Source organism: Rhabdonatronobacter sediminivivens (assembly GCF_013415485.1).
Lineage (GTDB): Bacteria > Pseudomonadota > Alphaproteobacteria > Rhodobacterales > Rhodobacteraceae > Rhabdonatronobacter > Rhabdonatronobacter sediminivivens.
Window position 1 is genome coordinate 1 of record NZ_JACBXS010000020.1, and the last position, 22520, is coordinate 22520.

A 22520-nucleotide genomic window follows, 5' to 3' on the forward strand; every position below is an offset into this window, starting at 1 on the left:
CCCGAGCCTACGGCTCAGGGAGAGCAACGCCACCCTTCATCCCAAAAAGTTCAACATCGACCGGGACATTCCCCCCATATCTGCCTCAAAGACATGGAATCACAGGACGAGCCGCATGGGAATCCCGAATCTGATCAGCAGCGACACGCTCTATGTGCTAGCTAGATTCCGCTGCCGTCTCGCAGTTTCTCTCTAAGTCTTTGATTTCATGGCGCACCCATCAGGATTCGAACCTGAGACCTCTGCCTTCGGAGGGCAGCGCTCTATCCAGCTGAGCTATGGGTGCGTGCGCGCCCGTATACGCAATGTCTCCTGCGCGCGCAATCACGAAGTTACCTGCCGGTGCGTTCACCCCTGAGGGTCAATGGCCGAGAACCTTACCTGCTGGGCGATCAGCACCGCCTGCGTGCGGCTTTGCACCCCAAGCTTGCGCATGATGGCCGTGACATGGGCCTTGACCGTGGTTTCGGCGATCGACAGTTCATGCGCGATCTGCTTGTTCAACATCCCATGGCAGATGAGATCCAGGATCCGCGTCTGTTGCCGGGTCAGTTGCGCCAGCCGTCCCACGACATCGCTGGCCGGGTCGGATGCGGCCTGAACCGGGTCATAGCCGTCGGGGGCATAGATGCGGCCTGCGCGCAGGGCATCAAAGGCGGTGCGGAAGGCCTCGCGCCCTGAATGCTTGGGCACGAAGCCGGCGGCCCCTGCCGACAGCGCTGCCGAAACCAGATGGTCGCCGCTCATCGAAGACACCACCAGCACGGGGATACCAGGCAGGGCGGCACGCAGGCGCAGCAGCCCGTCCAGCCCATCCACATCCGGCAGGTCCAGGTCCAGCACCACCACATCTGCATGCGGGTCACGCTTCAACCGGTCCAGCGCCGCGCCCAGCGATCCAGCGGTTTCCACCACGCGCACCCCGGCCACGGCGCGCAATGTCAGCGCCAGCGCATCGCAGAAAAGCGGATGGTCATCCACGATCAGCGCCCTGTGCAGGTGGCGCGTATCGGTTTCGATGATGTCTTGCTGCATCCGTCACCTCACTGCAAACAGCTTATCAGCCTTGCCCGGTTCAGAGAATATCCGGCCGCGACCAATGCGACCAAGGTATCACCGACGAAAGCGCGCCTTTCGCCGCACGCGCCCTGACCCTATGCTGGCATGAGAAGAGTGAGGGAGGGCGCCATGCAGATGAGCGAAACGCGAGAGATCGCGGCACCACCGGCCGAGGTCTGGGCTGCGCTGTTCGACCCGGAGGTCCTGCGCGCCTGTGTCCCCGGGTGTGAGGAACTGACTGGGTCCGTCGAGGAGGGCTTTACCGCGACAGTCCTGCAGAAGGTCGGGCCCGTGAAAGCCCGCTTCAAGGGTGAGATCACGCTCTCGGATTTCGTCGAGGGCGAGGCGGCCACGCTGAGCGGCGAAGGCAAGGGCGGCGCCGCAGGCTTCGCCAAGGGTGCCGCGCGGATCACCCTGACACCATCCGAAACCGGCACGCTGCTGCGCTATGATGTCGAGGCCAAGGTCGGCGGGAAGCTTGCCCAGTTGGGCAGCCGCATCATCGACGGGTTTGCGCGCAAGCTGGCCGACCAGTTTTTCGAGCGTTTCCAGGCCGAAATCGAAGGCCCGGACGGGGATGCCACCGGGCAGGGTGACGACGCCGGCGGCGACCAGGAGGCCAAGCCCAAAGGCTGGATGAAGCGTTTGGTCAGTCGCTGACCGCGGGCCGCCGTGCAACCTTCTGGACCGCCGCTGCGCCAGCCCCGTAGCCACCGCCCGCCGACGGGGAGGTAACCCGCGCCGAATACGTGGATTGCGCCGAGATCGCGTTGCCCGAAGGGCCGCAGATCGGCCACGCAGAGGCTCAGGTTTTGCAGGCGACCGGCGCCCATATGCGGCCGCCATTTCGCCATCGACCGGCAGAACGTAGCGACCCTGATGCAGGACAATCCGGACCCGACGCTGCTGGGGGCGGCCAAACCGATCATATCGGCGGGTGTGACTGGAACCTGCGCGTGACCCAGGACCGGGCCAGCGCCATGGTGGACCGACTGATCGAGACCCAAGGCATGCCTCACCCAGCGTGCGCCCGCCGGACCCATGCCACCGATGACCGCGAACCTGCCTCAGGAGGGCCGCGTGCAACCGCCGGGGAAAAGGGTGGAAGTGGTGAATGGACGAGCACGCTTCCAGTCCGCGCGGCCTGATCCCGAACGGTGGCGCTCCCGCCTCTTGCCAGCGCCGCAGGTTCCCTGCGACGCCGCCAAGCGTTGGGCCCGGCCCGCGCGCTGTGCGCGCGGGCCGGGCCCAACGGGATGAACCTCGCCAGGGACAAAGACGGGTGGGAGCCCCCCTGCCATCGGCGCGCGAGGGAGGGGGCGGGTCAGGCGGCGCCGCGGGTCGAGATATCGAAGGCTGCGGCCATCAACTGGCGCGTATAGGCCGAACGCGGGGCGTCGAAGACCTGTTCTGCCGAACCAGCCTCGACCACATCGCCTTGTTGCATGACGATGATCTTGTGCGACAGGGCGCGGACCACCCGCAGGTCATGGCTGATGAACAGATAGGCCAGCCCATGGCGGCGCTGCAGATCACGCAGCAATTCGACGATCTGCACCTGCACGGTCATGTCCAGTGCCGAGGTCGGCTCATCCAGAACCACCAGCTTCGGGCGCAGGATCATGGCGCGGGCAATGGCGATGCGCTGGCGCTGCCCGCCCGAGAATTCATGCGGGTAGCGCGCCATGGTGGCGGGGTCGAGGCCAACCTCAGTCATGATCTGCGCCACCAGTTCGCGGGCGGTCTGCCCCTTTGGGACGCCATGCACGCCCAACCCCTCGGCGATGATTTCTTCAACCGTCATGCGCGGGCTGAGGCTGCCGAACGGATCCTGGAACACGATCTGCAGATCCTTGCGCAAGGCCCGCAACTGGCGCGAGGTGCGGCCCTGGATATCGCTCCCCTGAAACACGATCGGCCCGTCCGAGGACACCAGCCGCAGGATCGCCAGCGCCAGCGTGGTCTTGCCCGACCCCGACTCGCCCACCACGCCCAGCGTTTCGCCCGCGCGCAGGGACAAGGTGGCCGCATTCACCGCCTTCACATGCCCCACCGTGCGGCGCAGAAAGCCGCGCTGGATGGGGAACCAGACGCGCAGCGCCTCGGTGCTCAGAACCTCGGGCGCGCCGGGGGGGACGGGGCCGGGGGCGCCGGCGGCCTCGGCGGCCAGCAGCTTGCGGGTATAGGGGTGTTGGGGGCTGTCGAAGACCTCGGCCGTGGGGCCTTGTTCCACGATCTCGCCGTGTTGCATCACGCAGACCCGGTCGGCGAATTTGCGCACGATGTTCAGATCATGGGTGATGAACAGCAGGCTCATGCCCTCGGCGCGTTTCAGATCGACCAGAAGCTCCAGGATCTGGGCCTGGATGGTGACATCCAGCGCCGTGGTGGGTTCGTCCGCCACCAGCAGTTCCGGCCCGTTGGCCAGCGCCATGGCGATCATCACCCGCTGACGCTGCCCGCCCGAAAGCTGGTGCGGATAGGCGCCCAGCCGCGATTCGGCATCGCGGATGCCGACCTTGTCCAGGAGCTCCAGGATCCGCTTCCGCGCCGCCGCCCCGGTCAGCCCTTGGTGCAGCGCCAGGCTCTCGCCCAGTTGCTTTTCGATGGTGTGCAGCGGGTTGAGGCTGGTCATCGGCTCCTGGAAGATGAAGCTGATGTCATTGCCGCGGATCTGGCGCAGCCGGCGTTGGGGGGCGCCCACCATCTCCTGCCCCTGATAGCGCACGGATCCTTCAACCTCCGCCGCATCCGGCAACAGGCCGACTGAGGCCAGCGCGCTGACCGATTTGCCGGACCCGGATTCGCCCACCAGGGCCACGGTCTCACCGCGCCCGACGGAAAATGACACATCGCGCACGGCCCGGACGGCGCGGCCTTCCTGCTGGAAAGTCACGTTCAGGCCGCGGACATCAAGGACGGTTTCACTCATCTGAAGGTCTTTCGCGGGTCAAAGGCATCGCGCACACCCTCGAAGATGAACACCAGAAGCGAGAGCATGATGGCGAAGGTGAAGAAGGCCGAAAAGCCCAGCCAGGGCGCCTGCAGGTTGTTGCGCGCCTGCAGCGTCAACTCACCCAGCGAGGGCGCCGAGGAGGGCAGCCCAAAGCCCAGGAAATCCAGCGCCGCCAGCCCGCCGATCACGCCGGTGACGATGAAGGGCAGGAAGGTCAGCGTGGCCACCATGGCGTTGGGCAGCACATGGCGGAACATGATGACGGTGTTGGACACCCCTAGCGCGCGGGCGGCGCGGACATATTCGAAATTGCGCGCGCGCAGGAATTCGGCGCGCACCACGCCCACCAGCCCGGTCCAGCCGAACAGGGTCATCAGGAACACCAATAACCAGAAGTTCATGATGAACATCGATGACACGATGATGATGATGTAAAGCGACGGGGTTGAATTCCACAGCTCGATCACCCGCTGGAAAAACAGGTCGATCAACCCGCCGAAGAACCCCTGGACCGCCCCCGCCGCGATCCCGATGACCGAGGTCAGCAGCGTCACCACCAGCGCGAAGGACACCGACAGCCGGAAGCCGTAGATGATCCGCGCGGTCACATCGCGGGCGGTGTCATCGGTGCCCAGCCAGTGCCGACTGTCCGGGGCGGAGGGGGCAGAGCCGCCGATCTCGTTCACCGTGTTGTAGCTGTAGGGGATCAGCGGCCAGATGATCCGGCCCCGCACCACTTCCGCGCCATCGACAAGACCGGTGGTTTCGGCTTCCTCCATGGCGCGGCGGGGATCATCAAGGCACAGTTCCGCGCCCCCGGTGCGGATGAGGCATTGCACCTCGGGGTCGCGGTACTGGGCTTCGGTGCGGAAATCACCGCCAAAGGTTGTTTCGGCATAGAAGTTGAAGATTGGCGTGTATATGGCGCCGCGATACTGGACCATCAGCGGCCGGTCATTGGCGATGAATTCGGCAAAGAGCGACAGGCCGTAAAGCACGCCAAAGATGATCAACGACCAGAAGGCCCGCCGATTGGCGCAGAAGTTCCGCCACCGCCGCTGATTGAGCGGCGACAGTCGGATGCCGAAGCGCCGTTTCGGCTGGGGCAGGGCGGATGCGGGCGCCTCGACCGCGCCGCCATCGGCGGGCGGTGGCGGCATGGCGCCCGGGGTCGGTTCTGCGCGAGGTGCGGGGTGCTGCGAAACGCGCTGATCCATCTCAGGTCTCCCGCGTTTCGAAATCGATGCGCGGATCGATCCAGACATACATCAGATCCGAGATCAGCCCAACCACCAGCCCGATCAGCCCGAAGACAAAGAGCGTGCCGAACATCACCGGATAGTCGCGCGCCACCGCAGCCTCGAAACCCAGTCTACCCAACCCATCGAGCGAGAAGATCGTTTCGATGATCAGCGAGCCGCCGAAGAACACCCCCACGAACACCGCTGGAAACCCGGCAATGACGATCAGCATGGCATTGCGGAACACATGGCCATAAAGCACGCGCTTCTCGGTCAGGCCCTTGGCGCGGGCGGTCATCACATAATGCTTGCGGATTTCATCCAGAAAGCTGTTCTTGGTCAGCAGCGTCAGCGTGGCAAAGGCCGAGATGGTCGAGGCCAGCACCGGCAGGGTGATGTGCCACAGGTAATCCAGCACCTTGCCCAGGGGCGAGAGCTGGTCCCAGACCTCCTGGCTGGAGGTCAGCCCGCGCGAGGGGAATATCTGCCAGTAAGATCCGCCCGCAAACAGCACCAGCAGCAGGATGGCGAACAGAAACCCCGGAATGGCATAGCCCACGATGATCGCGCCCGAGGTCCATGTGTCAAACCGCGACCCGTCCCGCACCGCCTTGGCGATGCCCAGCGGGATCGATACCAGATAGGCGATCAGCGTGGACCAGAGCCCCAGCGTGATCGACACCGGCATCTTTTCCAGCACCAGTTCCATCACCCCGATGGAGCGGAAGTAGCTGGTGCCGAAGTCCAGCCGCATGTAGTTCCACATCATCCCGAAGAAGCGTTCCACCGGCGGCTTGTCGAACCCGAATTCGCGCTCCAGCTGGGCGATGAATTCAGGCGGCAGGCCACGCGCGCCGCGATAGCTGTCATCGCTGCGCTCGCTTCTGCCGACATCCGCCCCCGCGCCCGAGAACCGCTCGAACACATCGCCTTCGCCCTCCATCTGGGCGATGATCTGTTCGATGGGGCCCCCGGGGACAAATTGCACCAGCGCGAAGTTGATCACCATGATCCCGAACAGGGTGGGAATGATCAGCGCCAGCCGCCGCAGGATATAGGGAAGCATGTCGCGCTTACCTTATGGCACCGGCGGCGCGCAGGGCGTCGAAACGCTCCTGATCGAACCACCAGAAATCCAGCTCGCCGATGGCGAAGGGGGGGAAGTCCTCGGGGTGGTCGAACATGTCCCAATGCGCGACCCAGGCCACCGGCGAATACCAGGTGTGGATCATGAAGCGTTCCCAGCGCAGCACGCGGTCCAGCACCATCAGCGCCACGTCGCGATCCTCGGGCGTGGGGGCCATCAGCGCCTCGTCGATCACGGCATCCACCAGCGGGCTGCGCAGCGTGGCGGGGTTGAACACGTCATCGGCGGCCTCGGACCCGAACCGCTGGTGCAGGCCGGTGCCCGCATCCACCAGGGCGACATAGCCGTCCATGATCATGTCGTAATCCTTGTTCCGGCGTCGCTGGGTGTATTGCGCCGCATCGATCCGCTGGAACCGCGCATCGATCCCCATGGCCTGCAGGTTCTGGGTAAAGGTTTCGACAATCGATTCCATGGTGGCCGAACCGGAGGCATTGATCGGGATGGTTATCCGCATTGTCCGCCCATCGGCGTTGCGGCGGATACCGTCACCGCCAACCTCCCACCCGGCTTCATCGAGCAGGGCCATGGCGCGGCGCATGTTGCGCCGGTCATTCAGGCGGTCCGGGCTGGAACTATGGGCCATGACCGCCGGTTCGGTGAACAGCTCCTCGGGGACCAGATCGCCAAGGCTTTCAAGCAGCGCACGTTCAGCATCGGTGGGCGGGCCATCGGCCTGGTGGAGCCCTTCGCTGAACGAATGACGCTGTTCGAACAGGCCATATTGCAGCGTCTCGTTGGTCCATTCGAAGTTGTAAGCCAGCGAAATCGCCTCACGTACGCGACGGTCGGCGAACATCTCGCGTTCCAGGTTGAAGACAATGCCATTGGGTGTGGGGGGCGTTCCCACGGGGATTTCCTTTTGCACCACATGGCCGCGCTGGGCGGCGGGGAAGTCATAGCCCGTGGCCCATTGGCGCGAGTTGTTTTCCTGCCGGAACGTGTATTCCGCCGTCTGGAAGTTCTGGAACGCGGCGGCGCCATCGGCGAAATATTCCACGCGGATGACATCGAAATTGTGCCGCCCCACATTTACCGGCAGATCGGCGCCCCAGTAATCGGGGTTGCGGCGATAGATGATCGAGCGGTTGATCTCATAGCTTTCCAGGACATACGGGCCCGAACCGGGCGAGGTCTCCAGCCGCGATTCGTCCAGCCGCGCGCCGGTTTCATCGAACCACGCCTGCGAAAACACCGGCGTCGCTCCCACCTGATCGATCAGCGACCGGCGCGAGATATCGGGCGCGAAGGTGAATTTCACCGTGTGATCGTCCAGCGCCTCGGCATCCAGCACGCGGGCGCCGACCCCCATGGAGTACGAGGGCAGCCCCTGTTCCAGAAACAGGTTGTGGCTGAACACCACGTCATGCGCCGTGACCGGCGTGCCGTCCGAGAACCGCGCCTCGGGGCGCATGTGGAAAATCGCCCAATCCTTGGTTTCCGGGTATTCGACCGTATGCGCGAGCAACCCATAGGATTCCCCCAGCGCATCGGCCGGGACAGAGCCGGAGCCGAAGGATTCGCTGGACACCAGCAGGCTTTCATAAAGCGCCCAGGAATAGGCACCGGCCCGGCCCTGCCGCGTGTAAGGGTTCATCGAATCAAACGTGCCCTGCGCGGACATGCGGATTTCGCCGCCCTTGGGCGCATCGGGGTTCACATAGGAGAAATGCGGGAAATCGGCGTCATAGGTCAGATCGCCATAGAAGGAATAGCCATGCGCGGTGATGATGCCGTCCTGGTCCGGCTCGGCCATCTCGGGGGCGCTGTCAGATGTCGCCCAGAGCCCCGTTGCTGTCAGCGCGGCCAGTGCAAGAACCGCAGCACCAAGGGTCAGTTGGCGTCGCGTCCCGTCTATCCCGGCTGCCGGAAACGTTCTGACCCTTGCCACTGGCTGACGGCTGTTCATGCGCAAACCTCCCCTAAGGTACTGTGCTGTGGCGGCAGTATTTAGCCTATTTGCGGCGCTGTCGATGGTTGGGGTATGAATTCCCCGGGCGCACAAGCTATTTTGATCCGCACGTGTGCATGGAAAAGGGGCCAGCCCTTGCACAGGCGGCCCCGAATCCCGTTCAGGCCTTGTCTGGCTGCCACCGCGCCGCGCGCAGCGACCGGCCCGCCGGATTACTGGCTTTCGGCTTCCATATAGGCGATCAGGTTCGCCCGGTCCGCGGCGCTGGCCATGCCGCGGTAGTTCATGGAGGTGCCGGGCGCGACGCTGGTGGGCGCCTCCAGAAAGGCCGAGAGGATCTCGGGCGTCCAGACATCGCCAGCCTGATCCAGCGCGCCGGAATAGTTGAAGCCGTCCACGGCGCCAATCTCACGGTTGACCACGCCGTGCAGATACGGACCAACGCCATTGCGGCCCGCTTCCAGGGCGTGACAGGCGCGGCACTGGCTCCACAGGCGCGACCCGGCGGCAGGGTCGGCAGCCGCGAACAGCTCCTCGAAGCTCAGCTCTTCCTCGGGCTCGGCGTCCAGGTCGTCTTCGCCGGTGTCGATCACGAATGCCGGTGCCGCGGCGTGGTTGCGGGGCTTGTACAACTCGTCAGCGGCCCATTTGGCCAGCATGAAAATCAGCAACGCGCCACAGAATGAAGCAACGGCCTTGGTGATGACCATCGTGTCGAACATGTCCCAGTCCCTCGCTGTCCGCCCGGTTCGGCGTTATCTATCCGCTTCCCCTTGGCAGATTCAAGCGATAGTTAGCGCGACGAAATGCCCAACTTGCCGATTTTCCAGCATCGGAGCCCATGTTCATGACCCAGCGCATCGTCTTTCAGGGGGAGCCCGGCGCCTATTCGCACGAGGCGTGCCGCCTGGCCCACCCCGAAATGGAAGCCGTCCCCTGCCGCACTTTCGAGGACGCCATCGAGATGACCCGCGAGGGCAAGGTGCAGCTGGCCATGCTGCCGGTGGAGAATTCCACCTTTGGCCGCGTGGCCGATATTCATCATCTTCTGCCGGGCTCGGGCCTGCATATCGTGGGCGAGGCCTTTGTGCGCGTGCATATCAACCTGCTGGCGCTGCCGGGCACGCAGCTTGAGGATGTGAAATCGGCCATGAGCCACACAATGCTGCTGGGCCAGTGCCGCGATTTCCTGCGCCGCCACAATATCCGCCGTGTCACCGGGGCCGATACCGCGGGGTCGGCCCGGCGCATCGCCGAAATCGGGGATCCCGCGCAGGCTGCCTTGGCGTCAGAACTGGCGGCCGAGATCTACGGGCTGGATGTTCTGGCCCGCCATATCGAGGACCAATCCACCAACACCACCCGCTTCCTGATCATGTCCCCCACGCCGGACATGACACGGCGCGGCGAACACGGCATGGTCACCGCATTCGTTTTCCGGGTGCGAAACATTCCCGCCGCGCTCTACAAGGCCATGGGCGGGTTTGCCACTAACGGGGTCAACATGACCAAGCTGGAAAGCTATATGGTCGGCGGCTCGTTCACCGCCACCCAGTTCTTTGCCGAGATCGAGGGCCACCCCGAGGATGCCAATGTCCAGCTTGCCATGGAGGAACTGGGCTATTTCACATCGATGCTCAAGATCCTGGGGACCTATCCGGCCGACCCGATGCGCTGACATTGCGCTGGTGCGGGCCTGAGGCGAAGCACACACAGGCGCTGCATCCGGGGCGATGCGCCTGTGTTTCCGCCAGATGTGCCGAACGCGCTACGGGGTGCCCGTCCGGTCATGGCATGCCGCTCGTGACGCCCCGCCCGGAAGCGCCCTGAGCGCGGGCCGCATCAATGCCGAAAGACGCTGCGCGCAGGCTGGCGTGCGCCAAGGCACAGGTCATCGATCCGACGCCGGAGCCGGTCTGAACCGATGAACTCCAACTCCGCGCCTTCGGTCTCTGCGTTGCGGGGCCGCTTGAAGGTGATCTTGGCGCCCAGTTGCTCCAGGAAGTTCTGCCTATCCATCATGGTCGTCTCCTGTGTTCTGCCTCAGGCATGATTACGGTTAACGCCACGTTCACTTCTGCGCGTGTCCAGAATGTGGCACGGTGCGGGCAATTTCGAGGGGAATTCAACTACAGGGTGTGCCGCAGGTCTTCAGGCAGAGCTGCGCGCGTTCTTTCGAAGATCCGGTAGTCAAGGCGCGGCAGACCACTTGCGCGGATCGGTATTGCCCATATGCAAGAACGACGTCCTGGCGGGGCGGCATTCGCGAGTCTGCGGTTCCGCCCGAAAGCAGGGGGCGCAGCCATGAAATGTCAGAGAATCACTGGAGGCGCGCGCAAGACATGATGCGAGGCTGCCGACGCCGCATGGACCAGTGACGCCGTTGGCGCGGCTGTGTGCGCAATGCGTCGAGGGGGCCCGACAAGCCGGACCCCCTCCTCACCCACACGCTTCCCAACAAGCGTCCCCATGACGGAAGAAGCCCAGACATCCTGTCCGGACGCTTGCAGGATGCCCGGCGCAGCCGCAGAATGCAAAGCCCGTTTGCACGGCAATTGAAGCGAATGCGATCATTGCCTCAGAGGCGCCGCAGCAACTCGGGCGTGGGCCAGCCATCGGCCGGGAGGCCAAGCTGCGCCTGGACATCCTGAACCGCAGCACGGGTGTTGGCGCCCAGAATGCCATCCACACCACCCACATTGAACCCGCGCCCCTGCAACCGGCGCTGCAAATCGCGCATCTGGTCCTGGTTCAGCCCGGGTTCCGGGTTTCCGGCGGCATAGACCGGCGCCCCTTCCAGCCGGGTGGCGAAATAGGCAACGGTGGTGATGTAGATGAAGCTCTGGTTCCATTCGAAGAGCGTGCGGAAATTGTGGAACACCATGAAGGCCGGGCCGCGATGCCCCTGCGGCAGAATCACCGAAGCCCGCATGTTCCCCGAAGGCAGGCTGCCGTGGCGCGCGCTGACCCCCATCCGCTGCCAGTCCGACACGCTCAGTTCCGTGCGCAGCCCGGTGCGGGTCAGGTCCAGCCCCTGGGGAATCACCACCTCGTGCATCCAGGGCTCACCTGCGCGCCAGCCCTTGGCGCGCAGCATGTTGGCTGCGGACAGGATCGCATCAGGGACCGATCGCGCCAGATCCACCGATCCCGAGCCATCGGCATCCACCCCGTAATTCAGAATATCCGAAGGCAGCTTCTGCACCATCCCGATCTCACCCGCCCAGGCCCCGCGCTGACTGGCCGGGTCAAGCGCGCCGCGCGCATGAAGTTCCAGCGCGGCAAAGACCTGTGGGCGGAACAACTCAGGGCGGCGGCAGTCATGGGCCAGCGTGACCAGTGCGTTGACCGTGTTGAAATCACCCTGCACCGCGCCGAAATCGGTCTCGAACGCCCAGAAGGCCAGGAGAATCCCCGGCGAAACCCCGTAATGCTGGCGTGCCACGTCGAACAGGGAACGGTAGCGATCCAGATTGCGCCGCCCGCTGTCCATCCGGTTCTGCGAGATCAGCGCGCGCGAAAATTCGAGGAACGGGCGCTGAAAAATCCCCTGCCGCCGGTCGGCACGGATCACGGCCTCATCCTGGCGCACGTTGCGGAAAAACGTATCCACCGTGCTCCGCGGCACACCGCGCTGCACGGCCTCGGCCCGCAGCCCGTCAACAAAGCTTGAAAAATTGCCGCCGCAGCCGGATTGCGCCAACGCTCCCGTTGCCGAAACCATCACCGCCAGAAATGCGGTCAGAACCAGTGTTCGCATGCTGCCCCCTGCAAATGTTTCACGCAGTTTACCCCGGGCGGTGATCCTGACAAGCCCGCCTGTCGCCACGCTCCAATTCCGCCGTTGCCATGATCCGGTCCGATTGGTAAGAAATCAGAACCAATCCGCACCCCGAAAGGTCCACCCATGCCCGTGATTGCCGAAATCGAGGACTTGCGCCGCCTCTACCGACGTCGGACCCCGCGCATGTTCTTCGATTACGCTGAAAGCGGCTCCTGGAGCGAACAGACCTTTCGCGAAAACACCAGCGATTTCGCGCATCTGCGCCTGCGCCAGCGGGTGGCGGTGGACATGTCGAACCGCTCCACCGCCTCCACCATGATCGGGCAGGACGTGGCCATGCCCGTGGCCCTGGCCCCCGTGGGCCTGACCGGCATGCAATGCGCCGATGGCGAGATCAAGGCCGCCCGCGCCGCCGAGAAATTCGGCGTGCCCTTCACCCTCTCCACCCTCTCCATCTGCTCGATCGAGGATGTGGCCGCGCATACCTCCAAACCCTTCTGGTTCCAGGTCTATACCCTGAAGGATGAAGAGTTCATGCGCCGTCTGTTTGACCGCGCCCGCGCCGCCAACTGCGCGGCCATCGTGCTGACGCTGGATCTGCAGGTGCTGGGCCAGCGCCACAAGGACCTGCGCAACGGCCTGTCGGCCCCGCCCAAGCTGACCCTGAAATCCATCGCCAACATGATGACCAAGGTGCAATGGGGCCTGGGCATGCTGGGCACCAGGCGGCGCTTTTTCGGCAATGTGGTGGGCCATGCCAAGGGCGTGACCGATCCGGCCTCGCTCAGCGCCTGGACAGCCGAGGCCTTCGACGAGACGCTCGATTGGGACCGCGTCAGGCAATTCCGCGACATGTGGGGCGGCAAGTTCATCATCAAGGGCATCCTGGATGTCGAGGACGCGCAGAAGGCCGCCGATCTTGGCGTCGATGCCATTGTTGTCTCCAACCACGGCGGGCGCCAGCTAGACGGCGCCATGTCCTCCATCCGGATGCTGCCCCGGATCGTCGATGCCGTCGGCGACCGGGTTGAGGTGCATATGGACAGCGGCATCCGCTCCGGGCAGGACGTGCTGAAGGCCCTGTCGCTGGGCGCGCACGGCACCTATATCGGCCGCGCCTTCACCTATGGCCTGGGCGCCATGGGCGAGGCCGGCGTGACCCGCGCGCTGCAGATCATCCACAAGGAACTGGACACCACCATGGCGCTCTGCGGCGAACGCGATGTCCACAACCTCGGGCCGCAGAACCTCATCGTTCCACAGGGCTTCGACGATCCCACCATGCGCCTCTGACCTGCCTTCACCCTTGGAAAATATCCTCGGGGGGAGGCGCCCGGAACGGGCGGCGGGGGGCAGACAGCCCCCCAGCGCGGCCAGCCGAAGGGCGCGCCGAATCCCCTTGCCATTGTCCGCGAACTGCCCTATCGCGCAGGCTTCGCGGCCATGCACCCTTGGAGGATGGCCGCTGCAACAACCGAATGGAGTATCCAATGGCTGGTGAGATCCCCGATCTGATCGCCGAGGTACGCACGGGGACAGGCAAGGGGGCCGCCCGTCAAGCTCGTCGTGAGCAGAAAGTACCCGGTATCGTCTATGGTGGCGGCGCAGACCCGCTGCCGCTGAATTTCGAATTCAACTATCTGCTGGCACGGCTGAAGGCCGGGCGCTTCATGTCCACGCTCTTCAACCTCAAGGTTGATGGCCAGGAGGATGTGCGCGTCATTGCCCGCGCCGTGCAGCGCGATGTGGTCAAGGGTCTGCCGACCCATGTGGACCTGATGCGCCTGCGCCGCACAACCCGTATCAAGCTGTTCATCAACGTGGAGTTCATCAACCACGAAAGCTGTTCGGGCCTGAAGCGTGGCGGGACCCTCACCATCGTCCGCCCCGAGGTTGAGCTGAGCGTGATCGCCGGGGATATTCCCGAAAAGATCACCGTCGATCTGGACGGGCTGCAGATCGGTGACACCATCACCATCTCCAGCGTGCCGCTGCCTGAGGGCGTGAAGCCCACGATCGAGCGCGACTTCGTGATCGCCAATATCGTCGCCCCGCGTGCCGTCACGGCCGAGTCCGATGACGATGCGGAAGAAGGCGAAGGCGAAGTCACCGAAGCCTGATCTCCCCTGTTCGGAGACCATGGCGTGAAAATCGAAACCGGGGCCCTTCGCGCGCCCCGGTTTTTCATTTGGTGATATGCTGAACCGACTCGAACAGTTCCAGTTCCGGCGGTCCCAGATAGATGTCCTTGTGCGATCCCGCGCCCTTGTGGGCCGCGCGAAACGCCTCGGACCGGGTCCAGGCTTCGAATGCCGCGCGGCTTTCCCAGATTGTGTGCGACAGATAGACGGTATGATCGTCATGGCTGGGCCCGCGGAACAGGTTGAAGGCCTTGAACCCGTCCAGTTGCGGCAGATGCGTGTCGCGCCCGGTCCAGATCGCCTCGAACTGCGCTTCACATCCGGGTTTGACCCGGAAACGGTTGATGGTCAGATACATGCGCCCTCCGTTGTCTGGCTTCCCGGCCAGAATTGAGGCATGAGGGAAGCGGGTCAACCCACAGTCGACCAAAACCGATGGAGGGGACATGCAGCTGTTCGTGGGGCTGGGCAATCCGGGGCCGAAATACGCCGCAAACCGTCACAATATCGGTTTCATGGCGCTGGACCGGATCGCCGCGGATCATGGCTTCGCACCATGGCGGGGCAAATTCCAGGGGCAGCTTGCCGAAGGGCGGCTGGGTGGTGAAAAGGTTCTGCTGCTCAAGCCTGAAACCTTCATGAACCGCTCCGGACAGTCGGTGGGCGAGGCCATGCGCTTCTACAAGCTGGAGCCCGGCGCGGTCACGGTCTTTCATGATGAACTGGATCTGGCGCCCGGCAAATGCCGGGTCAAGCGCGGCGGCGGGCACGCGGGCCATAACGGGTTGCGATCCCTTCACGGCCATATCGGCGAGGATTACGCCCGCGTCCGGCTGGGGATCGGTCATCCGGGCGACAAGCGGCTGGTCAGTACATATGTGCTGCAGGATTTCCCCAAGGCTGATGCCGACTGGCTGGACGATCTGCTGCGGGGAATTTCGGACGGTGCACCGGCGCTGGCGGCGGGTGATGCGGCGCGCTTTGCCAATGCAGTGGCCCTGCGCGTGGCGCCGCCGCGCAGTTCTGGCGGGAAGGGCGATGCGCGTGCCCCCGCAAAGGCGGGCGGGACCCCCGCGCCGAAACCTGAGTCCGCGCCAAAACCTGACCCTACGCCGGAACCGGACACCCGCAGCGCCCTGCAAAAACTGATGGACCGCTTTCGATGAGCGCCGCCCACCGCACCGCCATGCGCCAGCAGGCCGATGCCTGCGACCGGCTTGGCTCGCCCTTCACCGCGCGGCTGTTGCGTCTGCTGGCTGACCGGCTGGATGGCGAAACCGCGGTGGGCGCACGGGTGCTGGGCTGGCCCGGCGATCCGCTGACCACCGGCGATGCGGTGGCGCTGCGGCTTGCGGGCGGGCTGCATGCGCTGGTGCTTTCGGGCGCCGATGAGGCCCTTGCACGCGTCTATGCCAATCCGGGGCTGGGCGATGAACAGCTCTGGCAGGCCATAGCTTGCATGTTGAATACTCATGACGCGCATCTGCAGCATTGGCTGGACACCCCGCCCCAGACCAATGAACCGGCACGTTCGGCGGTCCTGATCGCCGCCGGGCATTGGCTGACGGCGCGATTCGGCCTGGAGCTGGAGCTACTGGAACTGGGCGCCTCGGCCGGGTTGAACCTGCGCTGGGACGCTTTCGCGCTGGAAGTTCAGGGGCAGCGCTTCGGCCCTGCCGATGCTGCCCTGACCCTGCGCCCGGACTGGACCGGCCCGCCACCCCCCGCCACGGCTCCGCGCATTGCCGGGCGCGCGGGCGTAGACCTCAATCCGCTGGACCCGGCGCGCGACCGGCTGCGCATCCTGTCCTATGTCTGGGCCGATCAGGGCGCGCGGCTGGCGCGGATGCGCGCGGCGCTGGATCTGGCCGCGAAGATGCCGGTCGAGATAGCACAGGGGGACGCGGCCGAATGGCTGGAACAGCGGCTGGACCTGCGGCGCCCCGGCGTCCTTCAACTGGTGTATCACACGGTGGTCTGGCAGTATTTGTCGCCCGAAACTGATAGCCGCGCCCGGGCCGCGATGGCCCGGGCAGGCGCGGCGGGGCCACTGGCCCGGCTGGGCATGGAGCAGGACCACTCGGGCCAGCCGGGGGCAGCGATATGGCTGGACCTCTGGCCCGGCGGGCGTGTGGATCTGGGCCGCGCCGATTTCCACGGCCGCTGGGTGGACTGGCAGGCCCCCGCGCCCGGCTGACGCGCCGCCCGCGTATCCCCCTTGTGGCGCCGCGCGCTTCGGTGCTACATTTGATCAAATTGTCAGGTGACGCTATGAAGATCGGTATACTCCAGACCGGCCAATCCCCCGAGACCCTGCGCCCGCACTTGGGCGACTACCCAGGCATGTTCGAACACCTGCTGGATGGGCATGGCTTCACATTCCGCACCTGGCTGGTCGAGGAAATGGACTTCCCCGACAGCCCCCATGACGCCGATGGCTGGCTGATCACCGGCTCCAAGCATGGCGTCTATGAAGACCACCCCTTCATTGCGCCGCTGGAAGAGTTGGTGCGTGATGCCATGGGCGCGGGCGTGCCGGTGGTCGGTATCTGTTTCGGCCATCAGCTGATGGCGCAAGCCCTGGGCGGCAAGGTGGAAAAGTTCGCCGGCGGCTGGGCCGTGGGGCCGCAGACCTATGACATCGAAGGCCGACCCATGACCGTGAACGCCTGGCACCAGGACCAGGTCATGCTGCCGCCGCCCGGTGCGCAGGTCATTGCCAGCAATGATTTCTGCCGCTACGCTGGCTTTTCCTATGGCGATCTGGGCTGGTCGGTGCAGCCCCACCCCGAATTCAAGGATGATTTCGTGCGTGGTCTGATCCGGACCCGCGCCGTGGGGGTGGTGCCCCAGCCACAACTGGACAGCGCCGAAGCTGCACTTGGCCAGCCGCTGGACAGCCCCGCCGTGGGTGCGCGGATTGCCGAGTTCCTCAAGCGCGCCGCCGGTCGCGCCAACATCTGATAGCGAGCCCCCATGTCCCACTGGACCGACCATATCCCCGATGCCGCGCGCGCCTATATCGCCGGGCGCCGCCCCGACGAGGTCGAATGCGTCGTCCCCGACATTGCCGGGGTCGCCCGCGGCAAGGCCATGCCCGCCGCCAAATTTGCCCGTCAGGAAAAATTCTATCTTCCGGATTCGATCTTTTTGCAGACCATCACCGGCGACTGGGCGCAGGTGCCGGACCAGGCCTATACCGAACCGGACATGATCCTGCGGCCGGATTTCTCCACCACCACGGCTGCGCCCTGGACGGCGGATGTTACCCTGCAGGTCATCCATGACGTCCTGGACCCGCAAGACCAGCCGGTGCCGATTGCGCCGCGCAATGTGCTCAAGCGTGTGATGGGATTCTATGCTGAACGCGGCTGGAAACCCGTCATTGCCCCGGAAATGGAGTTCTATCTGGTCGCCCGCAACACCGACCCGGCCAAACCGATTGAGCCGCCGATGGGCCGCTCTGGCCGCCCGGCTGCAGCGCGGCAGGCCTACTCGCTTTCGGCGGTGGATGAGTATGGCCCCGTCATCGATGACATCTATGACTTTGCCGAAGCCCAGGGGCTGGAGATCGACGGCATCCTGCAGGAAGGCGGCGCCGGGCAGATCGAGATCAACCTCAACCACGGCGACCCGGTGCAACTGGCCGATGAGGTCTTCTATTTCAAGCGCCTGATCCGCGAGGCCGCCATGCGGCACAATTGCTACGCCACCTTCATGGCGAAGCCGATCGAGAACGAGCCGGGCAGCGCCATGCATATCCATCATTCGGTGGTGGATATTGCCTCGGGCAACAACATCTTTTCAGATGCGGCCGGTGAGACCACCGATGACTTCTTTTACTTCATTGGCGGGATGCAGAAATACCTGCCCGCTGTGATCGCCATTCTGGCGCCCTATGTGAACAGTTATCGCCGTTACGTTCCCGATTTCGCGGCGCCCATCAATCTGGAATGGGGGCGTGACAACCGCACCACGGGCATCCGCGTGCCGGTGTCCAGCGCGGCCTCGCGCCGGGTGGAAAACCGGCTGGCGGGGATGGATTGCAACCCGTATCTGGGCATTGCCGCGTCACTGGCCTGTGGCTATTTGGGGATCGTCGAGCGGATTACCCCGCGCGCGCAATACAAGGGCGATGCCTATGTGGCCGAAGATGAATTGCCGCTGACGCTGGGCGACGCGCTGGACCTGCTGGAGGAGTGCGAACCCATGCGCGAGGTTCTGGGCAAGCGCTTCTGCATCGTCTATGAAAGCGTCAAGCGTCTGGAATACAAGGAATTCCTGCAGGTCATCAGCCCCTGGGAACGCCAGCATCTGTTGTTGAACGTATGAATCTGCTGTTTGCCAATGACACGCGTGGAGCCTATCCGCCCAGCTATTACGCGGCCACGGCGACCGCGCTGGACCCGCAGCCGCCCCTGCGCGAAAGCCGCCGGGCCGATGTGGTGGTGGTGGGTGCGGGCTATACGGGTCTGTCGGCGGCGCTGCATCTGGCCCGGCGCGGTTTTGAGGTGGTTGTGCTGGAAGCGCATCGCGTGGGCTTTGGCGCCTCGGGGCGCAATGGCGGGCAGGTGGGCACCGGTCAGCGGATCGATCAGGACGCGCTGGAGCGGATGGCCGGGCGCGCGGATGCCCGCGCGCTGTGGGACATGGGGCAGGACGCCGTGGCGCTGGTGCGTGATCTGATCGACACCCATGCCATGGACTGCCCCTTCGCGCCCGGGGTGATCCATGCCGACTGGCACGCATCCGAAGTGCGCCATTCCCACGCCTATGCCGACCGCCTGCGCCGCGATTACGGCTATGACAAGATGGAGCCGCTGGACCGCGCCGCGCTGCAGGAGATCGTCAAGGCCCCCGGCTATCAGGGCGGTGTGATCGACCACGGCGCGGGCCATGTGCACCCGCTGCGCTTTGCCCTTGGGCTGGCGCGGGCAGCGCTGGATGCGGGCGCGGTGATCCATGAAGACACCCTTGTTACCCGGATCACCGATGGCCCCCGCCCGCGTGTCGATACCGAGGAAGGCAGTATCGAGGCCGATCACGTCATCCTCGCGGCGAATGGTTATCTGGGGGAGCTGAACGGCCAGGTGGCCGCCAAGGTCATGCCGATCAACAATTTCATCATCGCCACCGAACCGCTGGAGCCGGGCAGCGTGCTGACCCGCAACCTGGCCGTGGCCGACAGCAAGTTCGTGGTCAACTATTTCCGCATGTCCGAGGATGGCCGCCTTCTGTTCGGCGGCGGCGAAAGCTATGGTTACCGTTTCCCCGATATCATTGCCACGGTACGCAAGCCCATGCTCGAGGTGTTCCCGCATCTGGACAAGGCGCGGATCGACTATGCCTGGGGCGGGACGCTGGCGATCACCCGCACGCGGCTGCCGTATTTCGCGCGTCCGGGGCAGGGGGTTCTCAGCGCCTCGGGCTATTCGGGGCATGGGGTGGCGCTGGCCACGCTGGCCGGGCGCGCCCTGGCCGAGGCGGTGGCCGGCCAGTCCGAACAGTTCGACCTGATGGCACGGCTGAAACTCCCGGCCTTTCCCGGCGGTGCCGCGCTGCGCAACCCGCTGCTGGTGCTGGCGATGACCTGGTTTTCCCTGCGCGACCGGCTGGGCATCTGACCCTGATTGGGGTCGCATGCGCGGAAGATCATCCCTGTGGGCGGTGCTTTGCGACGGAGAATAAGAACAGCTTCCCGCTTCCTGCATATGTTGTGGGCCGATCCCCGCGTTCCGGCGCTACTGGGAAAACCTTTCCCTCCGCGCGCGGGCGCGTGGGAAAACCGTTCGGCCCATCCGCGGCGATGCAGGCCGTGGCATTATTGCGTGGCGGCAAGTTCCATCCTATCTGCCGCGCAACCGTGACTGCGCTACCACAAGAAAGGAGCGTCGAATGCTTCGCCCCACGTCTCTCGGCCTCGTTGCCCTGTCGCTGACTGTATCGCTGCCTGCCACCGTCATGGCCACGCCCGAGGGCTGGTCGCCGCTGCTGGAGCCCGCTGAACTGGCCGCGATCCTGGATGCAGATGACGCCGTGCGCGTGGTGCATGTCACCGGCGCGCAGGATCAGTTGATCCCCGGCGCGGTCTTCTCGCCCTATGCCGACTGGCGCGGCGAGGCAGGCAATCCCGGTGCCCTGCGCAGCGTGACCGAACTGGGCGCAGTTGTCACCGGGCTGGGCATTGATGCCGATACGCCGGTGGTGGTGGTCCATGGCGGCGCCAACCCGTCGGACATGGGCGCCGCAGCGCGTGTCTACTGGACGCTCAAATCGCTCGGGGTCGAAGATCTGGCGCTGCTCAACGGCGGCTTCGCCGCCTGGACCGAGGCGGCCCTGCCTGTCGCCACGGAACCTGCCGACGTGGCGCAGAGCAGCTTTGATCCCGTCTGGGATGCCAGCTGGTATGTGGGCACCGAAGAGGTCGCCGCGCTGACCGACTCGGGTGAGGCGCGTATCATCGACAGCCGCCCCCGCGGGTTCTTTGACGGGATCGATTGGTCCATCGCCCGCCCTGGAACGGTGCGGAATGCGGAGAATGTGGTCTTTGCCGAATTCATGGACGGTAACCGCATGATCGACAGCGAGTCCGCCCATGCCATCGCCGCCGCGAACGGTCTGACCGAAGCGCCGCTGACGGTAAACTTCTGCAACACCGGCCACTGGGCCGCGATCAACTGGTTCGCCCTGTCCGAGGTCGCAGGGGTCGACAACACCCGGCTTTATGCCGAAAGCATGGCCGAATACGCCGCCGGCGGGCATGCCTTGGACAACGAACCCTCGCGCATCGCCTATCTGTGGCATTCGACCCGCAAATGGGTGTCGGATCTGTTCTGAGCCCGTGCAAGGCAGACCCCGAAGAAATGACAGGGCAAAGGGGTGCAGCGTGCGCCCCTTTGCCGTGACGAACAGCGGATCGGAGACGACACATGACACGGACCCGTGCAGGACTGGTGATGTTCGCGCTTGCACTTGCCGCATATGCCTTTGTTGCCGCTGGCGCACGGGCGGGGCTGCTGGTGCTGGTGGGCCTTGGTTTCGGGCTGGTGCTGGAGGGGCTGCGCTTCGGCTTTGCCGGGCCGTGGCGGATGATCGTCACCGACTGCGACGGGCGCGGGCTGATCGCGCAATTTCTGGCCATCGGGCTGACTGCGGCGGCGGCGTTTCCGCTGCTGGCCGCCGCCCCGGATGAGCTGTTTGGCGCCCATGCGCCGGTCGGGCTGGCCATGATTGCGGGCGCGTTTGTCTTTGGCGCCACCATGCAACTGGTCATGGGCTGCGGTTCGGGCACATTGGTCAACGCGGGCAGCGGTAATCTGGTGGGGCTGGTGGCGCTGGTGGGTTTCATCGGCGGCAGCTTCCTGGGCACGCTCCATCTGGAATGGTGGACCGGGTTGGGCACGATGCCGGTTATCACGCTGCAGGGGTTGTGGGGGGCAGGTGCCGGGCTGTGGGTCACACTGGCCCTGCTGGCTGCGCTGGGTGCGGTGGTTGCGCTGCGTGCCGCCCCTGGCAAGCGCATGCCGCCGCGGCGGCTCTGGATCGCTGCCGCCCTGATTGCCGTGCTGGCACTGGCCAATCTGGTGATCGCGGGCCAGCCCTGGGGGATTGTCTATGGACTGGGCCTCTGGGGGGCAAAGCTCGCCGATGCCGGCGGTGCCGATCTGGCCGCGACAGCCTTCTGGTCGGCGCCTGCGAATGCCGAGCGGCTGGGCGCGAGTATCCTGACCGATGTAACCTCGCTGACCAATATAGGGCTGCTGGCCGGGGCGTTCATCGCCATGCGGTGGAAGGCCGATCCGGGGGCGCAGACTGCAAGACTGACTGCCGCAAGCTGGCTGGCCGTGCTGGTGGCGGCATTGATCATGGGCTATAGCGCGCGGCTGGCCTTTGGCTGCAATGTGGGCGCGTTCTTCAGCGGCATTTCCACCGGATCGCTGCATGGCTGGGTGTGGATGGTCGCGGCTTTCGGCGGATCGTACCTGGGCATCCGCTTGCGCCCCGTTCTTCTGCGCAGGGCCGGGCCAACCGGTACGGGGGTGCCGGCATGACCGTGCCCGTGCCTGCGCGCCCCTCGCGCCCCGTAGTCGCGCTTCTGGCAATCGGCCTGCTGTTGGCGATCCTGGCGCTGGACACCCTGCGCAGCCCCGCGGTGGACCTGTTCGACGCGCCCCCGCCGATCGCCTTTGGCTCTGGTGTGGCGCCCGGCGGCGCGCATTGCTCGGGCGGCTGAGCGCCCCCGTGGCATGGCGGATTGCAAGAAACCCCTGGCCTTGGCGC

General features: G+C 65.1%; 21 protein-coding genes and 1 tRNA gene. 12 read left to right on the top strand and 10 right to left on the bottom strand.

From position 1 onward, the window contains the following. Nucleotides 1-209 precede the first annotated feature (209 nt). A tRNA-Arg gene (locus HUK65_RS10690) sits at nt 210-286 on the bottom strand. Nucleotides 287-348: 62 nt separating this feature from the next. Beyond that, nucleotides 349-1035: a response regulator gene (locus HUK65_RS10695; RefSeq protein WP_179906175.1), complete on the bottom strand. Its 687-nt coding sequence runs from the start codon at nt 1033-1035 to the stop codon at nt 349-351. 153 nt (nt 1036-1188) lie between these two features. Here HUK65_RS10695 and HUK65_RS10700 point away from each other — a divergent pair, with 153 nt between their 5' ends. Beyond that, nucleotides 1189-1719 (top strand): CoxG family protein, encoded by a 531-nt coding sequence (locus tag HUK65_RS10700; protein WP_179906177.1) that lies wholly within the window; start codon nt 1189-1191, stop codon nt 1717-1719. A 664-nt stretch (nt 1720-2383) separates the two neighbouring features. Here the strand turns inward: HUK65_RS10700 and HUK65_RS10705 are convergent. The 5 genes from HUK65_RS10705 to HUK65_RS10725 form a co-directional block, all read right to left on the bottom strand. Beyond that, nucleotides 2384-3991, bottom strand: coding sequence for an ABC transporter ATP-binding protein (locus HUK65_RS10705; protein WP_179906179.1), 1608 nt, complete (start codon nt 3989-3991; stop codon nt 2384-2386). Continuing rightward, nucleotides 3988-5097: an ABC transporter permease gene (locus HUK65_RS10710; protein ID WP_179906288.1), complete on the bottom strand. Its 1110-nt coding sequence runs from the start codon at nt 5095-5097 to the stop codon at nt 3988-3990. Before HUK65_RS10710 ends, HUK65_RS10705 begins: the two co-directional genes overlap by 4 nt. Nucleotides 5098-5233: 136 nt before the next feature. Further along, nucleotides 5234-6322 (bottom strand): microcin C ABC transporter permease YejB, encoded by a 1089-nt coding sequence (locus HUK65_RS10715; RefSeq protein ID WP_179906181.1) that lies wholly within the window; start codon nt 6320-6322, stop codon nt 5234-5236. Nucleotides 6323-6329: 7 nt separating this feature from the next. Next, entirely contained in the window at nt 6330-8312 is a 1983-nt protein-coding gene (locus HUK65_RS10720; RefSeq protein WP_179906183.1) for an extracellular solute-binding protein, read from the bottom strand. Between the two features lie 215 nt (nt 8313-8527). Then, on the bottom strand, nt 8528-9037 hold the full coding sequence (locus HUK65_RS10725; protein ID WP_179906185.1) for a c-type cytochrome: 510 nt from the start codon (nt 9035-9037) through the stop codon (nt 8528-8530). A gap of 125 nt (nt 9038-9162) precedes the next feature. Between HUK65_RS10725 and HUK65_RS10730 the strand changes: the two genes are divergently transcribed. Continuing rightward, on the top strand, nt 9163-9993 hold the full coding sequence (locus tag HUK65_RS10730; RefSeq protein WP_179906187.1) for a prephenate dehydratase: 831 nt from the start codon (nt 9163-9165) through the stop codon (nt 9991-9993). A gap of 164 nt (nt 9994-10157) precedes the next feature. On the opposite strand, the gene HUK65_RS10735 is transcribed toward HUK65_RS10730, so the two are convergent. After that, nucleotides 10158-10337, bottom strand: coding sequence for a hypothetical protein (locus tag HUK65_RS10735; protein WP_179906189.1), 180 nt, complete (start codon nt 10335-10337; stop codon nt 10158-10160). 556 nt (nt 10338-10893) lie between these two features. After that, entirely contained in the window at nt 10894-12075 is a 1182-nt protein-coding gene (locus HUK65_RS10740) for a lytic murein transglycosylase (protein WP_179906191.1), read from the bottom strand. Between the two features lie 147 nt (nt 12076-12222). On the opposite strand from HUK65_RS10740, the gene HUK65_RS10745 reads away from it, so the two are divergent. Together HUK65_RS10745 and HUK65_RS10750 are read left to right on the top strand one after the other, a co-directional pair. Then, nucleotides 12223-13392: an alpha-hydroxy acid oxidase gene (locus tag HUK65_RS10745; protein ID WP_179906193.1), complete on the top strand. Its 1170-nt coding sequence runs from the start codon at nt 12223-12225 to the stop codon at nt 13390-13392. A 197-nt stretch (nt 13393-13589) separates the two neighbouring features. Continuing rightward, entirely contained in the window at nt 13590-14219 is a 630-nt protein-coding gene (locus HUK65_RS10750) for a 50S ribosomal protein L25/general stress protein Ctc (protein WP_179906195.1), read from the top strand. 64 nt (nt 14220-14283) lie between these two features. On the opposite strand, the gene HUK65_RS10755 is transcribed toward HUK65_RS10750, so the two are convergent. Next, nucleotides 14284-14598: an antibiotic biosynthesis monooxygenase family protein gene (locus tag HUK65_RS10755; protein ID WP_179906198.1), complete on the bottom strand. Its 315-nt coding sequence runs from the start codon at nt 14596-14598 to the stop codon at nt 14284-14286. Nucleotides 14599-14686: 88 nt separating this feature from the next. Here HUK65_RS10755 and pth point away from each other — a divergent pair, with 88 nt between their 5' ends. From pth to HUK65_RS10795, 8 genes are all read left to right on the top strand, one after another. Continuing rightward, nucleotides 14687-15406, top strand: coding sequence for an aminoacyl-tRNA hydrolase (gene pth, locus HUK65_RS10760; RefSeq protein WP_179906200.1), 720 nt, complete (start codon nt 14687-14689; stop codon nt 15404-15406). Further along, nucleotides 15403-16437, top strand: a complete 1035-nt coding sequence (locus HUK65_RS10765; protein ID WP_179906202.1) for a DUF2332 domain-containing protein — start codon at nt 15403-15405, stop codon at nt 16435-16437. The genes pth and HUK65_RS10765 overlap by 4 nt, the downstream gene beginning before the upstream one ends. 74 nt (nt 16438-16511) lie before the next feature. After that, the gene (locus HUK65_RS10770; RefSeq protein WP_179906204.1) at nt 16512-17204 is read left to right on the top strand and encodes a type 1 glutamine amidotransferase; all 693 of its coding nucleotides are present in this window, start codon (nt 16512-16514) and stop codon (nt 17202-17204) included. Between the two features lie 12 nt (nt 17205-17216). After that, nucleotides 17217-18572, top strand: a complete 1356-nt coding sequence (locus HUK65_RS10775; protein ID WP_179906206.1) for a glutamine synthetase family protein — start codon at nt 17217-17219, stop codon at nt 18570-18572. After that, nucleotides 18569-19864: an NAD(P)/FAD-dependent oxidoreductase gene (locus HUK65_RS10780; RefSeq protein ID WP_179906208.1), complete on the top strand. Its 1296-nt coding sequence runs from the start codon at nt 18569-18571 to the stop codon at nt 19862-19864. The genes HUK65_RS10775 and HUK65_RS10780 overlap by 4 nt, the downstream gene beginning before the upstream one ends. A gap of 271 nt (nt 19865-20135) precedes the next feature. Continuing rightward, nucleotides 20136-21077 (top strand): sulfurtransferase, encoded by a 942-nt coding sequence (locus HUK65_RS10785; protein ID WP_179906210.1) that lies wholly within the window; start codon nt 20136-20138, stop codon nt 21075-21077. Between the two features lie 92 nt (nt 21078-21169). Then, nucleotides 21170-22291 carry a YeeE/YedE thiosulfate transporter family protein gene (locus tag HUK65_RS10790; RefSeq protein ID WP_179906212.1) on the top strand — a complete coding sequence of 374 codons (1122 nt, stop codon included), beginning with the start codon at nt 21170-21172 and terminating at the stop codon, nt 22289-22291. Beyond that, nucleotides 22288-22473 (top strand): hypothetical protein, encoded by a 186-nt coding sequence (locus HUK65_RS10795; protein ID WP_179906215.1) that lies wholly within the window; start codon nt 22288-22290, stop codon nt 22471-22473. Before HUK65_RS10790 ends, HUK65_RS10795 begins: the two co-directional genes overlap by 4 nt. Nucleotides 22474-22520: the final 47 nt, after the last annotated feature.